This window comes from Salinivirga sp., from assembly GCF_035268865.1.
Taxonomy (GTDB): domain Bacteria; phylum Bacteroidota; class Bacteroidia; order Bacteroidales; family Salinivirgaceae; genus Salinivirga.
In genome coordinates, this window is the sequence record NZ_DATFKB010000034.1 from 1 (window position 1) to 15,372 (window position 15,372).

General features: G+C 37.7%; 15 protein-coding genes. 10 read left to right on the top strand and 5 right to left on the bottom strand.

Going from position 1 to position 15,372, the window contains the following annotated elements; all coding sequences use genetic code 11:
* From VJ937_RS02350 to VJ937_RS02365, 4 genes are all read left to right on the top strand, one after another.
* Nucleotides 1-267 (top strand): hypothetical protein (locus tag VJ937_RS02350; protein WP_324065304.1); only part of this gene is annotated, 267 nt, incomplete at its 5' end.
* Nucleotides 268-355: 88 nt separating this feature from the next.
* Nucleotides 356-949, top strand: a complete 594-nt coding sequence (locus tag VJ937_RS02355) for a Crp/Fnr family transcriptional regulator (RefSeq protein WP_324065305.1) — start codon at nt 356-358, stop codon at nt 947-949.
* A gap of 159 nt (nt 950-1,108) precedes the next feature.
* Nucleotides 1,109-1,699, top strand: coding sequence for an NAD(P)H-dependent oxidoreductase (locus VJ937_RS02360; RefSeq protein ID WP_324065306.1), 591 nt, complete (start codon nt 1,109-1,111; stop codon nt 1,697-1,699).
* A gap of 131 nt (nt 1,700-1,830) precedes the next feature.
* On the top strand, nt 1,831-2,274 hold the full coding sequence (locus tag VJ937_RS02365; protein ID WP_324065307.1) for an SRPBCC family protein: 444 nt from the start codon (nt 1,831-1,833) through the stop codon (nt 2,272-2,274).
* A gap of 57 nt (nt 2,275-2,331) precedes the next feature.
* On the opposite strand, the gene VJ937_RS02370 is transcribed toward VJ937_RS02365, so the two are convergent.
* From VJ937_RS02370 to VJ937_RS02385, 4 genes are all read right to left on the bottom strand, one after another.
* On the bottom strand, nt 2,332-4,842 hold the full coding sequence (locus tag VJ937_RS02370) for a SpoIIE family protein phosphatase (RefSeq protein ID WP_324065308.1): 2,511 nt from the start codon (nt 4,840-4,842) through the stop codon (nt 2,332-2,334).
* Between the two features lie 140 nt (nt 4,843-4,982).
* Nucleotides 4,983-6,992, bottom strand: coding sequence for a protein-disulfide reductase DsbD family protein (locus VJ937_RS02375; RefSeq protein WP_324065309.1), 2,010 nt, complete (start codon nt 6,990-6,992; stop codon nt 4,983-4,985).
* Nucleotides 6,993-7,065: 73 nt separating this feature from the next.
* Nucleotides 7,066-8,616 carry an Rne/Rng family ribonuclease gene (locus tag VJ937_RS02380; RefSeq protein ID WP_324065310.1) on the bottom strand — a complete coding sequence of 517 codons (1,551 nt, stop codon included), beginning with the start codon at nt 8,614-8,616 and terminating at the stop codon, nt 7,066-7,068.
* 198 nt (nt 8,617-8,814) lie between these two features.
* Nucleotides 8,815-9,105, bottom strand: a complete 291-nt coding sequence (locus VJ937_RS02385; RefSeq protein ID WP_057954201.1) for an HU family DNA-binding protein — start codon at nt 9,103-9,105, stop codon at nt 8,815-8,817.
* A gap of 314 nt (nt 9,106-9,419) precedes the next feature.
* Here VJ937_RS02385 and mutY point away from each other — a divergent pair, with 314 nt between their 5' ends.
* The 6 genes from mutY (at nt 9,420) to VJ937_RS02415 (ending at nt 14,244) form a co-directional block, all read left to right on the top strand.
* Nucleotides 9,420-10,472 (top strand): A/G-specific adenine glycosylase, encoded by a 1,053-nt coding sequence (gene mutY, locus VJ937_RS02390; protein WP_324065311.1) that lies wholly within the window; start codon nt 9,420-9,422, stop codon nt 10,470-10,472.
* 42 nt (nt 10,473-10,514) lie between these two features.
* The gene (locus VJ937_RS02395) at nt 10,515-10,952 is read left to right on the top strand and encodes a single-stranded DNA-binding protein (RefSeq protein ID WP_324065312.1); all 438 of its coding nucleotides are present in this window, start codon (nt 10,515-10,517) and stop codon (nt 10,950-10,952) included.
* Nucleotides 10,953-11,048: 96 nt separating this feature from the next.
* Nucleotides 11,049-12,314, top strand: a complete 1,266-nt coding sequence (gldE, locus tag VJ937_RS02400; protein ID WP_324065313.1) for a gliding motility-associated protein GldE — start codon at nt 11,049-11,051, stop codon at nt 12,312-12,314.
* Entirely contained in the window at nt 12,292-12,873 is a 582-nt protein-coding gene (gene gldD / locus VJ937_RS02405) for a gliding motility lipoprotein GldD (protein WP_324065314.1), read from the top strand. The genes gldE and gldD overlap by 23 nt, the downstream gene beginning before the upstream one ends.
* Nucleotides 12,873-13,526: a 4'-phosphopantetheinyl transferase family protein gene (locus VJ937_RS02410; protein WP_324065315.1), complete on the top strand. Its 654-nt coding sequence runs from the start codon at nt 12,873-12,875 to the stop codon at nt 13,524-13,526. The genes gldD and VJ937_RS02410 overlap by 1 nt, the downstream gene beginning before the upstream one ends.
* Nucleotides 13,513-14,244 carry a geranylgeranylglyceryl/heptaprenylglyceryl phosphate synthase gene (locus tag VJ937_RS02415; protein ID WP_324065316.1) on the top strand — a complete coding sequence of 244 codons (732 nt, stop codon included), beginning with the start codon at nt 13,513-13,515 and terminating at the stop codon, nt 14,242-14,244. Before VJ937_RS02410 ends, VJ937_RS02415 begins: the two co-directional genes overlap by 14 nt.
* On the opposite strand, the gene VJ937_RS02420 is transcribed toward VJ937_RS02415, so the two are convergent.
* The coding region (locus VJ937_RS02420) for an alkaline phosphatase family protein (protein ID WP_324065317.1) at nt 14,233-15,372 on the bottom strand (1,140 nt) is incomplete at its 5' end. The two genes, VJ937_RS02415 and VJ937_RS02420, sit on opposite strands and share 12 nt — an antisense overlap.

The window sequence follows — 15,372 nt, forward strand, 5'->3', positions numbered from 1 at the left end:
CTTTCCTGCACAGTAAACAGGGAAGTTCATGGAGATTTTGACAGCTCAAAACAGAAGTCGAAAACAGTGGCTGAGGGAAAAGATTTGTATCTGTTTTGGAATCAACTACAGGTCCACAATATCGAAAATGAAGTGGATGTGGAAAATTATGAAAAAATTGTCAGGCGTCGTTTCTTCGATGCTGCTATTTACGTGGGATCGCTTGGAATTTTCTCATTCTATTCAGTAGAGATTAAAGCACCTGTCAAAGAAAAATCAGGCAGATAAAGTCCCCTTTTCGTTTCTTTTTTCATTTTTGAGCAAAAGTAGCAGTTTCTGCTGAATTTTATTGTTACAATAGGCTAACCCATTTTTTATGGCGCGAGATATTTTGCTCCAACAGCTTTCAGGTTTTCTTAATCAATATGTCTCCCTTACTGACGTTGAATTTGAAATGCTTGTTGAGGTTGCAGATTTCAGAAATATAAAAAAAAGACAACTATTGGTTGATTCTTTACACGCAGCAAAAGAAATGGCTTTCTTTGCTAAGGGCTGTTTTCGGTTTTTTCATTACCTTGAAGATGGAACTGAAGTTACAAGTGATTTTTATTTTGCACCTGGCTTTGTTACATCATTCACCAGTTTTGTGTCTGGCAAGCCCACCAACGTAAATGTACAGGCTATGACAGATATGGAGGTATTAAGCATTGAAAGAAAGCAACTTTTACGTTTGTATGATGATTCGCATAATATTGAACGTGTAGGTAGAATTCTGACGGAGCAATTTGCAATGAATTCAGAACTACATCTTTTCAGTCTTCTTAATTATCCTGCAGAGCGCCGCTACTTAGAGCTTTTTGAGCAACATCCGGAATATATAAACCAAATACCGTTAAAATATTTAGCATCGTATCTGGGAATCAAACAGGAGACGCTTAGTCGCATTCGTAAAAAATTATTACGTAAATAATTTTTTTTTTGACTTATGTCAAGAGATATTTGTGTTTAAACTTTTTGCTTTGTCATTGAATTCGATGCAGGTAGATTTTTCTAAATCTATTTAAAGCTTAATTCAAACTTTTCTAAAAATTTTATATTCTAAAAGTTAGAAATCAAAAATTAGCCTATCATGAACATATTAATCATTAACGGACATCCTGACAAAGAGAGTTTATGTAATGCAATGGCTCAGCATTATTACAACGGTGCAAGAGAAGTAGGAGTGGAGGTAGAATTACTGCACCTTCGAGATCTTAACTTTAAAACCAACCTCGAGTTTGGTTATCGCATTGAAACTCCTCTCGAGCCTGATTTGGTAAATGCTCAACAATTAATTGAAGAGGCTTCTCATATTGTTTTGATCTATCCGGTGTGGTGGCAAACTTACCCAGCTTTGCTAAAGGGATTTATCGATCGTGTTTTTTTACCCGGCTTTGCTTTTAAGTATCGTCAGGGCTCGCTGTTTTGGGATAAATACCTGAAAGGTAAATCGGCCCGTATTATTGCTACGATGGATACGCCTAATTTAATCTCAAAACTGATTTATAAAAAACCGGGGATCAATTCACTCAAAAAAGGTATATTGAATTTTTGCGGTATCAAACCAGTTAAGGTAACCACTTTTTCGCCTGTTAAAATGGCTAAAGTTGAAAAGATTAATGACTGGTTAAATAGAGTACAGACCATAGGCAGGCAGGAAGCCTCAAAGCTGAAGAAGTAAATGTTTCGTTCCGGTTAGTGTTATTTTTCAAACTTATTTGGTTGTAACTGATCTATATAAGTTTCGATATGATAATGATTGCTATTCAGACATTTTTAAGTAATTTTAATGCAAATAATTAGCTTTAGATCATGAAGTATACTGTTGCTATCGAAATTAATTTGCCGAGAGAAGAGGTTGTTGAATTATTTATGAATCCGGCTAACTATCCGAAATGGATGGAAGGGCTCGATACTTATGAAGTATTAGAGGGGGAACCTGGAAAGGATGGTGCCCGGTCGCGGTATTTTTTCAAAACTGGCAAACGGGAAATTACAATGATCGAAACTATACTAAAGAATGATTTACCTGAGCGTTTAGAAGTGAACTACAAGGCTAAAGGTGTTTATAATAATGTGATTAGTCAATTTGAGGTTATTGATACCAATTCTACTCGTTATATTTCTAACCAGGAGTTCAGGTTTAAAGGATTTATGAAAATGCTTGGCTGGTTTATGCCCGTTGCATTCAAAAAACAAACTTATGAGAACCTCGAAGCTTTTAAAAAGTTTGTAGAATCAGACACTGAAAATTAGGTATAACTAGGGATTTGTCTCCTTGATTCTTTATGTACTAGTGAGATGACTCTGGCGTTATATTCTGACCCCAAGCAGCAAAATATCATCAATTTGTGCAATATCTCCTTTCCAGTGTATTATGGATTTTTGAATGATTTTCTTCTGCTCACCCATATCATACATTTGCGAGTCGAATATTACCTGTTTAAGTCTTTTAGTTAAAAACTTCTTATTTCGCGATCCTCCGAACTGGTCTACTATACCATCTGAGAATAAATAAAAAGAATCGCCTTTGTTTATTTCGTAGGTATATTCATTAAAGTTCGCCATTGTATTCCCTGCAATAGCACTGGTAATTGGTATTTTGTCTCCTTTTTGTTGTATGAACTTACCATTCTGGAACAGGAACAAAGGCCTGAGAGCACCGGCAAAAGTGAGTGTGTCTTTCGCTTTATCTAACACTACAAGAGCCACATCCATACCATCGTTGGTTTGGTTATCGGGGTCGGTATTTTTAAGTGATATTTTGAGTTTTCGGTTCAGTTGTTTCAGTACTTCGGCCGGCCTTGTTTCATTATTCTGGATAATGATGTTATTGAGTAAATAAGTGCCAATTATAGACATAAATGCACCAGGTACACCATGGCCGGTACAATCTACAACAACATAAATATACTTGTCTTCGATGCGGTGAAACCAATAAAAATCTCCGCTTACTATGTCGCGTGGGATGAAAAGGACAAAACTTTCAGGGAAAAAGCGTGTCATGCTTTTTTCCTTGGGCAAAATAGCAGACTGTATGCGTTGTGCATAGTTTAAGCTGTCTGTAATTTCTCTTTGTTGCAGTTCTACCTCTTTCCGGCGTTTAACAGCCAGGTTTTTTTGTTTTTCAAAATCTTCCTGTTGATCTATAATTTTCTTTTCGTAGTTTTTTAGCCTTGAAATGTCGGTGTCTATAGCTACTATGTATTTCAGGTTACCTTCTTCAATAATTGGTGTCAGCGTGGTCTGGAACCAGGTTTCTTTATTCTTCATTGAAACGGGTGTTTCGTAAGTAATAGATTCCCGCTTGTTGGATATGCGATCTACGACTGCCCTTATTTCGGGGTATGAGCTGATGTCACGAATATCGATTTGCTTATTGCTCTGCTGATAGGCTTTAAATGACATGCCTAATTGGCTGGAGAACGATTCATTAAACCACAACAATTTTCCGTCCGGATTAAAAATGTAAATTACATTTTCGGTGTTTGATGCGGCAAGATTAAGCTTTTCAAGTTCAGTATTTTGGTTTTCTAAAATCTCTTTTTGTGTTTGAAGCTCCTCTTTCTGCGATTCAAGTTCTTCTTTTTGTAACTCAAGTTGCTCTGTTTGTGTTGTCAATTCTTCGTTTTGCTGATTAATCTCTGCGGTTTTCTCTTTCACTAAATCACTTAGTTTCCGGTTAAATTCTGAGGCTCTGACCCGTAAAAGTTGGAACCGCTCTATTGCACCGAGTATGAAAATACCAATATGTAATAAGAATCCAATTTTAAGGGCATTTAACGTAAGAAAATTATTTGGAACTACACCTGTTTTGTGGAGTATATCAATAATAAAGGCTGCTAATAACAAACCCATTGAACCAAGGATCGACAGTACTGTAATTTTACTAAAGTTTTGTAACTTTAATACCGGCTTTACAATAATCAGAATGCCTATAATTACATAGGCGGCACTTATATAAAAAAGTATTTTATATGGTAAGAGTCCTGAGGCAACTATAAGTATAAGCAAGGCAGATGTCAGATGTAGCGCTTTTGTCGAATTCTTTCTGGGAAACGATACAGTGAGATCTCTGAAGTATTTATATAGAAACTGCTCAAGCATAGGAATTAGTAAAGGTAGCATAATGAGCACTAACCTGAATTGTAAATCATAGTTTTCAATTATGCTTAAGCGCATAGCAAACCCGTCACGTAAGCCGAAAAAGATAAGAACAAGCAGGGTATAGATAAGTAAAAGTCTGAAAAAACGGTCTCTTGAACTTAAGTTGACCAATAGAATTATGAGGAAAAGAAACAACAATATACCATAAAAACCACCAAGTTGAAATGTATGCTTCAACTCGTTTTGTAATATGTTATTGAATTGATCTATTTTAATGGGTAATATGGCTGGTGTGCCTTCTCCTTTTACGTGTAATAGAAATTGTCTTTTTGAGTGCGGAGCTGCTGCAATATTGTAAATATAAGCATGTGAGCTGGGCGTTTGTTTTATTTTGTAAGCACTTACGCCTTTTATTTCGAAAAGTGTAATATTTTTTAATAATCCGTAATCAACCACAAGCCTGCCATTATATTCCTTCTCACTGCTGTTTTTAATATCTACCACCAACCAGTACTCATTTGTACTGAGTCCAAAATTTAGGTTGAAAGTTTCTAGCGGGGTGAAGCGTGAAGGAAATTGCCTGAAGATATCATCTGGCTGATAGATGTGCATACTGTCTTCCAGCAACCATAATTCAACTGTTTCAGATGCCTTTGTGGTTTGTAGTCCACATAAGATCAGGCATCCTGCAATTAACAAGTTTTTGAGTTTGGTCATGGATTATTTTTATTACCGGGCAATTTCTATTACAAATCTAAAAAACTTTCGGTGTATGGCCTACAAAACAATCCACAAAGAATCAATAAAAAAATCTGAGATACATCAGTTTAAAAAGTGATGCATCTCAGAATTTGGTTTTATTGCTTTGATTTAAAGTTTTTTATCCCTGTTTCCAGAAAATCTATAAATGCTTCAACATCTAAATTATAAGCGCGCGGCTCTGTAAGCATTTCCTCATCATGGTCAAGAAGTACGTAGTAAGGTTGTGCATTTACATTGAACCTAGATATCTGGAAATCTGCGTATTTTTTTCCTATGGTATTTTTTAGTTTACCGTCATATTCGCTTGTATACCAATCTTCTTCAGGGAGTTTTTTCTTGTCGTCTACATAAAGGGCGATAATGACATACTTGTCTCTTAATATTTTCTGAACCCTTGGATCGGACCAAACGTTGGCCTCCATTTCCCGACAATTTACGCATCCATGTCCGGTAAAGTCAATGAAAACGGGCTTATTCTGGGCTTTGGCACATGCCATGCCCTGTTCGTAATCAAAATATCCTTCCAGTCCGTGTGGCAACTCAAGGAAGTCGGCGTATTTAGGGTCTTCGCAAGCTTCTGAATTTGTGCCACTCATTTGAAACATATCGTTTTGTTGGTTCTGCCCATTGGTGTTTTGGGCAGATCCTGCATAGAGTTTCACATTATCTCTTACCACCCTCTGTACATCGAAATCATGTGTTTTCATTGGTGGAAGATACCCTGACAATCCTTTAAGCGGTGCTCCCCACAAACCAGGAATCATGTACACCACAAATGTAAATGTCACAATAACGAGTAGTAGTCTTGGTACACTAATATGCTTTACTTCAGAGTCATGTGCAAATCTGATTTTTCCAAGCAGGTAGAATCCCATAAGGGTGAATATCACAATCCAAAGTGCGATGTAAATGTCGCGGTCCAACAGCCCCCAGTGATATGTCATGTCTGCCACAGATAAAAACTTCAGACCAAGAGCTAATTCAATAAATCCAAGTATTACCTTAACAGAATTGAGCCATCCCCCAGATTTTGGCATATTGCTCAGCAGCCTTGGGAAAAATGCGAAAAAACCAAATGGTAATGCAAATGCCAGTGCAAAGCCAAGCATTCCTGTAATGGGCTTAAGTACCTGACCGCCTGCAGATTCTACCAATATTGTTCCTACAATAGGTGCAGTACATGAGAATGATACCAATACAAGTGTAAGTGCCATAAAAAAAGCACCGCCTACGCCACCTTTATCCGCTTGTTTGTCAGACTTATTTACCATCCAGCTGGGTAATGTAAGTTCAAACATTCCGAAGAATGAGGCTGCAAAGAACCAAAATATTACAAAAAACAATATGTTGGGCAGCCAATGTGTACTAAGCCAATTGGCAAATGAGGGTCCCAGGGTTATGGCTACGATAGTACCTATTATGGTGTATATTCCAATTATGGAAATACCAAACACGGTGGCCTGGAATTTTGACTTTGCTTTATTGTCTCCGGAGTGCATAAAAAAGCTCACTGTCATGGGTATCATTGGAAATACGCATGGCGTAAGAATTGCCAGTAGTCCACCAACAAATGCCAAAAGGAAAAAACCAATTAAGGACGAATTATCCTTTTCTGCTGGAGCGGCAGCTCCCTGAGCTATATCTTCTGTAAATGTATATTCATGCGTTTCTTCAGTAGGAGGTAAGCATTGTTCATCATCACACACCATGAATTCTACACTGACTTTAACGGTATCTTCAGGTTCACTGATTTCTACAACTTGCGAAAAGACCGCTTCATTGGCATAATAACGTGTCATAACTCCCGCCAATTCATCCATCTCCTCCAATACTTCAGATTTTCTCTGAATTGAATCAATTAACTCGACACCATCAGTGGTTTTAAAAGTAAATACAGTAGGTAGCGAAATGTTACCTTCAGGTAAAGTTAAATCATAAAGGTGCCAGTTCTTTTCAATTTCAGCTTTAAAAATCAGCTCATACTTATTTTTTTCGAGCTCTTTTTTGCTGAAACTCCATTTTACAGGTTCAAGAACCTGCGCATGAATTGTTAGAGGGAGTAGAAATACCGCAAGGAGTAATAATTTACCAATTTTTCGTCGCATAGCTAAATATTTTCAAATTTACATGATTGAATATAATGATAAAACAGGAACTGTCCCATCAAAAACCATGCAATTAAAGATTCAGCATATTGCCTTTGCGATCAAAAAAGTTGTATTCCAGGAATGTATATGATTGGTCGGCTTTTATAGTCACTTTTTTATTGTATTTCAATCTCCATTTTAATCTCCTGTTTATGAGCCCCTTGGTAAGGTATGACTGTAAAAATGGATGGACTCTAAGCTCTATACGACCCTTGGGTTTTTTTAGTTTTCCGTAACGTATTTTATCCTGAATTTCGTCTACAATAAGAACAGGTGGTTGAATTTCTCCTGTGCCTTTGCAGGTTGGACAAGTTTCTATGGTGCTGATGTTGGTCTCTGGCCTCACCCTTTGCCGGGTAATTTGCATTAAACCAAACTTGCTTAGCGGCAGAATGTGATGTTTTGCCCTGTCTTTGGACATCTCCTGTTTCATGAAATCAAGCAATTTTTGCTTGTTTTCATTTTTTTGCATATCAATGAAATCAACTACTACGATTCCCCCCATATCCCTCAGTCTAAGCTGGCGGGCTATTTCTTCCGCAGCAACCATATTCACATCAATAGCATTTTCTTCCTGGTTTGTCGCATCTTTATTCCGGTTTCCGGAATTTACATCTATAGAATGGAGTGCTTCGGTGTGCTCAATAACCAGGTATGCCCCTTTTTTCATGGGTACAGTGCGTCCAAAATAGGTTTTAATCTGTTTTGTTACACTGTGATGCTCGAAAATGTTGGTTTTTCCTGAGTAAAGCTTTACTATTTTTTGCTGGTCAGGTGATATGTCTCCTATATAGTTCTTGATTTCATTGTAAACATTTGCGTCATTTACGTAAATGTGGTTAAATGAATCATTCAGTATATCGCGCAATATAGCTGTTGTGCGGCTTACCTCGCCAAGTACCAGCTTTGGCGGACGTGCTTTACGAAGTTTGAAAATAGATTTTTCCCACTTATCAACCAACTCTCTTAGTTCAGCATCTAACTCTGCCACACGCTGGTTCTCAGCCATTGTACGAACTATTACTCCATAGTTTTTTGGTCTGATTGACGTAAGTAGGTTTTTAAGCCGATCTTTTTCCTCTTTATTACTGATTTTTTGAGAAATGGATACCTTATCTGAAAAAGGCATTAAGACCAAATTACGGCCTGCAATTGATATTTCACTTGTAAGTCGTGGGCCCTTGGTTGATATGGGCTCTTTGGCTATTTGTACTACAATTTGTTGCCCTCCTTTAAGTACATCGCCAATTTTACCGTTTTTATCAATATCTTTTTCGCGCTTAAATCGACTTAATGGAGGTAGAGGTTTCGACTGAAGTGCTATTTGCAGATACTTGGCCAATGACCTGAATTGGGGGCCTAAATCCAGATAATGAAGAAATGCATCGCGTTTATGACCGACATCTACAAAGGCTGCATTGAGACCGGGCATTATCTTTTTTACCCGGGCAAGATAAAGATCGCCAACCGAAAAACGGCTATTGGCAGATTCTTTACTCAGTTCAACCAGTTTTTTGTCTTCTAAAAGCGCAATAGAAATTTCACTATGCGATACATCTACAACTAATTCCTTGGTACTCACAAGACCTGTGTTTAAGAAATTTGGTGAAAACTAAGAACCTAAAGAACAGGTGTCCTTTAGGTTCCGGTAGTCTAACAATATTGGAATAAATTATTTCCTCTTCTTGTGCCTGTTTTTTCTAAGACGTTTTTTACGCTTGTGCGTAGACATCTTATGTCTCTTTTTCTTTTTTCCACTTGGCATAATTCCTGCTTTTTTTTATTTTACCTTCACATTTTCTTTCACCTTCGTTACAAAGCTTTTCGATGGTTTAAACGACGGAATATAGTGTTCTGGAATTATAATCGTCGTTTGTTTCGAAATATTACGTGCAGTTTTTTGTGCACGTTTCTTTACGATAAAGCTGCCAAAGCCTCTTAAGTATACGTTATTGCCCTTCTCTAGAGAACTTTTAACAGTTTCCATCATCGCTTCAACCGTCTTTTGAACGGTTACTTTTTCAATCCCGGTGTTTTTTGAGATTTCGTTTACAATATCTGCTTTCGTCATTGCTAAAACGTTTTTATTATCAATTAATTACTAGTTCAAAATCAAACGGACTGCAAATATATACTTTTCATTTCAAAATAAGAAAGATACCCAATTTATTTTTCTGGTTTTTTAAAAAAAAATAATTCCAGTATTTAAATATAGTATTGTTTTATAGCTTTTTATCAATGTAATTGTATTGCTTTAGGGTTTTTATTTGTTGTTTTAAGTCCCTGAATGGTTGGTTTTTAATAATGGTGTTTGATTTTGCTCTTTAAGGGCTCAATGCAAGCTATTCTCATCGAAAACCAATCTATTTATATTATTTTTGTGCGATGGAAAACATTACCCGGTTACTTTTAATATGGTATAAACAAAATAAAAGAACACTACCTTGGCGGCTTACTGATGACCCCTATAAAATATGGTTGTCAGAGATTATTCTACAGCAAACCAGAGTTGATCAGGGCATAAGCTATTATCATAAATTGATTGATCAGTATCCACAAATTTATGACCTCGCATCTGCAAGCCAGGACGATATATTAAAGTTATGGCAGGGGCTGGGGTATTATACCAGGGCCAGGAATCTGCACAAAGCAGCTAAGCTTATAGTGGATGAACGCAAAGGACAATTTCCTGACAACTATAAAGATTTACTTAAAATACCGGGAATTGGGCCTTATACCGCTGCAGCAATTGCTTCTATTGCTTTTAATGAGTGTATTCCTGCCATAGATGGTAACGTCAAAAGGGTTGTTAGCAGGCTATTAGCTATACACGAGCCGGTTGACCATCCCCGTACTATTAAGACAATTAATGAAATTGCAAATGATTTAATTGATCCCAATGAGCCCGGGGAGTTTAATCAGGCTATGATGGAACTTGGCGCAAAAATCTGTCTCCCCGGAAAACCGAAATGTAGTGAGTGTCCTGTGTCTGGCCGGTGCGAAGCCTTGCGTAAAAATATTCAAACAGAAGTTCCATTAAAGAAGCGAAAAGTAAAAAAGCGTACTCGACGGTTTTACTATTTTGTATTAATTAAAGATAATTTTACAAATTTGCAGCAAAGAGGACCCAATGATATATGGGAGGGATTATACGAATTTCCGATGATCGAGCATTCAGAAGATATCTCAAGTAATGAAATTTTGGCGTTAGCGGATAAAAAATTTGGTGTGAATGTTAATATGGTTAAAGAGATGCATATCAATCCGGTAGAAAAGCATATTTTGACCCATCAAACCATTTTTGCAACCTTTATAAGGCTCGTGTTATCGGAGCAGCCCGATAAGCTCAGCTTAAATATTAACAAAAGTACATTACAGGAATATCCTGTTTCAAGATTAACTGAAATTTATTTGAATAAGGAAAAAAAATTACTATAACTTTGTATGAACTTTTTTTTATAATAACAAAAACACAGTATTATGTCAGTAAACAAAGTAATTCTTGTGGGGAATGTAGGAAAAGACCCCGAAGTAAAGCATTTAGAAAATGACCTCTCGCTCGCACGTTTCCCTTTAGCCACATCAGAGCGTTTTAAGAACAAACAGGGCGAACGCACCGAAAGAACAGAATGGCACAACGTTGTAGTGTGGCGTGGTTTGGCTAAAGTCGTAGAAGATTATGTTAAAAAGGGATCACAGCTATATATAGAGGGCAGAATTCAAACACGCAAATATCAGGATCGCGATGGTAATGACCGTTATTCTACTGAGATTGTAGCTGATAACATGCAGATGCTAGACCGTAAGGGTTCAGCAGATAATAGTAATCAGGGAAAAGCAGCATCAAGTGCAGCACAAGAACCTGCGCCATCACCCGATTACAACAGTCAACCAGACGAGGAAGATCTCCCGTTCTAGTTGACCTTTAGGTAGAATTATAAACTAAAATTCATTTAGGAGTTGGAAGCAGAACCGTATTCGACGATTTTAAGTTTTCAAGTAACGTTTTTTCCATTGACCACTGAAACCATTGTTGGTTTGGTGATCTTAGTGATATTAATAGCAGCTTCAGCCCTGATTTCCGGGTCTGAAGTTGCTTTTTTTTCTTTGAAACCCAATAACATTAAAAAGCTACGGCATAGTAACAGCCGAATATCTAAAGTAATTATCAAACTTATCGGACAGCCTAAAAGATTGCTAGGTACCATTTTGGTTTCTAATAATTTTGTGAATGTAGGAATAGTAATACTCTCGTCCTATCTTACATTATCTATTGTCGATTTCTCAATGGACCCAATTTGGGGATTTATTATTCAGGTTATTCTAATTACATTTCTCTTACTGCTATTTGGTGAAATTATACCTAAAATATATGCCACGCATAACTATCTTGGGTTCGCCAGGTTTATGTCATTGCCTCTGTTTTTCTTGAGTAAGGTATTTGCACCCATTAGTCAGTTCCTTATTTATTCTACCTCGGTTGTAGATAAAAAAGTTAGGAAAAAACAGGATATCTCTATTGATGATCTCAGCAATGCGCTAGAGCTGACGCAAGAAGATCTGGACGAAGAAAAAGAGATGCTGCAGGGTATCGTTGATTTTACAAGTACAGAGGTGCGTGAAATAATGAAACCGAGGGTTGATGTAATTGCTGTCGATATTAAATCAAACTACCAATCCATGCTGAACCAAATTATGGATTCCGGGTACTCCAGGATTCCTGTTTTTCAGCGTACTTTCGATGATGTAAAAGGCGTGCTCTACATTAAGGATTTACTTCCCCATTTGGAAAAAACAGCCAATTTTAGCTGGCAAAGTCTCGTGCGACCACCATATTTTGTTCCTGAAAATAAAAAGATTAATGATCTGCTTGGAGAGTTGCAGGAGAAAAAAATTCACCTGGCCATTGTAGTAGATGAATATGGAGGAACAAGTGGCATCGTTACCCTTGAAGATATTTTGGAAGAGATTGTAGGCGATATCTCTGATGAATTTGATGAACAGCGGAGCGATTTCGTTAAGGTTAATACAAAAACCTATCTCTTCGAAGGTAAAACATCACTTAACGATTTCTGTAAAGTTATAGATTACCAGGGTGATGTTTTTCAAGACTCTAATGCAGATACACTTGCCGGTTTTATACTAGAGCAATCTGAAGAAATTCCTCATGTATACGAAAAATTCGATTATGAACGTTTTACTTTGCAGATTGAAGCAGCCGATCATCGTAGAATAAAAAAAGTAAAAGTAATTATACATGAGCAAAATGATGAAGCGTAGTTCCGTTGTACTATTTATACTGATTATTTCATTTTTTATCACTAGTTGTGGAGGTGATTATATCCCCAAACCCAAAGGATATATTCGTTTTGATTTGCCCGAGCATGAATACAAAACATTGAAGGATTCCTGCCCCTATAGTTTCGAAATCGGCCAATATAGCTTAATAGAGCAGGTAAACCCTGACGAACCTTGTTGGAAAAACATATTTATTAAACCATGCAGAGGCAGAATTCATTTGAGCTATAAACCAGTAAATGGTAATTTGAAACAACTGCTTGAGGATGCACATTCAATGGTTTATGGCCATACAGTTAAGGCTGATGCTATTGAGGAACAGGTCTTTATGAATCCGGCCAGGAATGTTTATGGTGTGCTGTACGATATAAAAGGCGATGCAGCTTCAAACATACAATTTATTGCTACCGATTCAACAAATCACTATCTTCGTGGAGCACTTTACTTCAGAGCAGCACCAAATGAAGATTCACTGGCACCTCTGGTAAAGTTTGCAAGAAAAGATATTGAGCACCTAATTGAAACTTTGCGCTGGGAGTAATGCCTTTCGATAAACAAATATGGCTTGATTCTGATACTGCAATTCAACTTTGGGAATTGAGAGAGTCTCCCGTTGATTTACTCCCCTGGCTGGAGATTACATCAAATGAAAAACATGAATTGGAACATTTGCGCAATGAAAAGCGACAAACAGAATATTTAGCAACCAGAATATTATTACGCAAAGTCTTTCCGGAGGCCAATATTCGTTATAATAACAATAGGGCGCCTTTCCTTCACAATGAAGATACTTACATATCCATTGCACATTCTAAAAAATACGTATGCTTAATGCATAGCAAGCACCCTTGCGGGGTGGATATCGAAACCGTTGAATCAAAAGCTTTGCGCATTGCAAGTCGGTTTCTTGGTGAGTCTGAATTAAAGTATATCTCAGATGAGCAACCTGCCAGGGATGCTACTTTGCTATGGAGTGCAAAAGAGAGTTTATATAAGCTGCTGAAAAAGGATGGTATTGAGTTTTCGAAACAACTCATAATACAGGGTATAGCAATTAACGGGCAGCGAAGAATAGAGGCTTCCATTATAACAGAAAAAGCTTATACAAATCATGAATTGATGTATGAGTTTATTGATGATCAGATTCTGACCTGGGTTATTGACAAGAAAAATGAATGTAATGCACACAGGTAATTTAACGCTTGATGATAGAAAACTTGCCATACTCGTTGACCCTGATAAGGTTGATGAGCAGCGGATCCACCAATTATTCAGTGCACCCGGCATTGAGGAGGTGAATTATATTTTAGTGGGTGGTAGCTTATTGTTTAACAATCTTGAACATACGCTGGAGCTAATTCGTAAGCAAACTAAATTACCATTGATTCTTTTTCCGGGTAGTGCTTTTCAAATAAGCTCAAACGCAGATGCCATAATGCTTTTGAATCTGATTTCAGGGCGCAACCCCGATTTTTTAATAGGCCATCATGTGGTTGCAGCACCAATGCTCAAAAAATGTAACCTCCCTGTTTTGTCAACAGGATATATGTTATTCGACTGCGGCAAACCAACCTCTGTGCAATATATGAGTAATACAGCTCCATTACCTGACCATAAACCCGATTTGGCTGTTGCTACGGCCCTGGCCGGAGAAATGATAGGTATGCGACAACTTTACCTGGAAGCAGGTAGTGGTGCAGAACATCCCGTACCAGATAATATTATTAAGCAGGTAACCGATGCAGTGCAAATTCCTGTTATTGTTGGTGGTGGAGTACGTACAGCTCAACAAGCACGTACAATATGGAACGCTGGTGCAAATATGCTGGTCGTTGGTAATGGTATTGAGCGCAACCCGGGCTTTATAGCTGATCTGGTAAAGACAAGGAATGAACTCTCCTTATCTTCCTAGCAATTCTTCAATCACATTTCCTGTGCTTCCGTTTGGTGGCGCAATTTCCAGAAATTCTGAAAGTGTTACTGCTATATCGCTGGTTTTTATGTCGCGGTATAGTGTCAATCGTGGCATTTTCCATCCATACCAAATAAGTGGTACATGTACATCGTAATTGTAACCGGAGTTTTGTAAAACTTTTTTGTCTGTTTGCTCTATCCAGCCGGGCTCAAGATTAATAATTACATCGCCCGAGCGTTGCATGTGATAACTGTTTTGCATTTGGTAGTTAATACCCTCCATAAAACTGCTTTTTTGTAACACAGATGTCGGCATGGCATCGGCAATGCCAGAAAACTGTATTAAAAACCGTGCAATTCTTTCCTGCATTTCGTGCAGGTTTTCTTTGGCATCTTCTATAAGCTGATGGTTAAGGTAGATTTGCTTACTACTGTAGTTTTGAATCCACTCACCTTTTCCATAAACTACGTTCAGATATGCTTTTAGCACAGCTGTCATTTTTTTATGGTCGAACTCACCTGCAGGAATACCGTTTTTTTTGAGGTATTTTGGTGTATAGCCTGTGCCTCTGTCTGCAGTAAGTAGAAATAGCACATGCTCGTTACCTATTTCTGCCTCGAGAAATGATAAGAAATGCGCAATATCTCTGTCGAGGCGTTGATAAGTATCGGCTATTTCGTCTGACATAGGTCCGTTTTTCTGATTGATATAGCCGGGAGCATTGAAACCTACAACGAGCACATCTGTATGATTGTCTTTTCCGAGGGAATCATTTACAATCGCTGATATAGCAAAATCTTTGGTTAATTTATTACCAAATGGTGTGCGCTTTAGTACACGGTAATTATTGGTAAGGTTTTTTAGGTTTACCAAATCATGCATAAAGCCTTTTAATGTAAATCTGCCTGAATCTTCTACTTCTTTTTCTGGTTGCAATGGCATCCATTTACGATCCAGGTATACATCGGCCAGTTTTTTAGCGTTAAATTGTTTAACCCACGTGGGTAGGCTATCCCGGTAATATGTGGATGTTATCCAGTTTCCGCTTCCATGGTCGAACCAAAAAGCGTCGTCTGCTGTATGCCCGCCTGCCAAAGCCGCCACATCACCATCCAGGGCAATGGA